We start from the raw sequence: 1,215 nt of genomic DNA on the forward strand, positions 1-1,215 counted from the left end.
TCGCGACGGGCGGGGCGGGCCGCGTGCACGTGCCCAGTCGGATCGTGACCCACGGTCGACCCGACGGTGGGAGCGACGTCGGCGCGGACCTGGTGCGCGAGCTGCCGGCCCTCGCCCACTGGCTGGGCTCCTTCGAGTCCCGCGTCGTGCTGGGCAACTACTGCTACGCCGACGGCGGGCAGCACGTCCGGGTCTCGATGGCCGCGGACGCGCTCGCGGACCACCTGGTGCGAGAGCGCCCCGACACCGCGCTGGCCTTCCTGGCCACACCCACCGACGTGTTCGCCGTCGGTGCCGACGACGTGGCGAGGTCGGAGGCGGCGTACCGCGCCGGCCGGTTCGGTCGGATGGCTCGCCACGCCACACGCGTGGCGAGCGGCGGACGGCTCCTGCAGCGGAACTACCCGCCCGGCGCCGACCCGGGCATCTGCGACGCCCTCGTCCCGCAGCAGGGTCCCAACTACGCGTTCGCCAAGCGGCTGCAGCGCTGGCGTGCCACGACCGCTCGCGCCGCCGGCACCACGGTGTCGCTCAACGTGGCACCGGCCACCCGCACGCGGTCGGTCGTGAAGAACAAGGCCCTGGCGGCGGCCTACGCCGGCGCGCACCGCTTCGGCGTCGAGATCTTCGACCCCGCCACGTCGAACACCCTGATGGCCGCGCTCCTGGTCCACGACCTCCGCGCCGGCCTGCCCGCCGAGGCCGAGCCGTGGCAGGACGAGGCTCGCGGCGCCGCCCACGGCGGACTCTGGACGGCGGCCTACCACCCCCGCTCCGCCCTCGGCCTCGCCGCGGTGCTGGGCGTGGGGGCGCTGCGGGGGTGAGCCTGGGGCTCGACCTGCGGCTGCGCTCGCTGGGTGGGGCTCGACCTGGGGTGCGCTGGCTCGGCTGGGTCTCGTCCTGCGGCTGCGCCTCCTCGGCTGGGTCTGGACTTGCGGCCGCGCTGCTCCGGCCGGGTCTCGGCTCGGTCTCCGAAAGGAGCCTCGACCGACGGACGGGCTCCCGCTCGGCCGAGCCCCGGTGCCGCGGGCCGGTCCCGAGCCGTCGGAGGTAGGTCTCGCACCGAACCAGGCCGTCAGAGGTAGGTCTCGCACCTCATCGGGCCGTCAGAGGTAGGTCTCGCACCTCAAACCGCCCGCATGCGGTGCGTCTCCTACCTCCCACTGCCCAGGCCGAGTGAGAGGTAGGTGGCCCGCGGAAGCGGAGCGTCAGAGG

Annotated in this window: 1 pseudogene; it reads left to right on the plus strand. The window is 75.0% G+C overall.

Annotated elements, in window-relative coordinates:
- Positions 1 to 824 (plus strand): annotated as a pseudogene (locus tag ASF38_RS18475) (hypothetical protein); the annotation flags it as partial.
- Between the last annotated feature and the right edge of the window lie 391 nt (positions 825 to 1,215).

This window comes from Aeromicrobium sp. Leaf272 (assembly GCF_001422865.1).
GTDB lineage: Bacteria > Actinomycetota > Actinomycetes > Propionibacteriales > Nocardioidaceae > Aeromicrobium.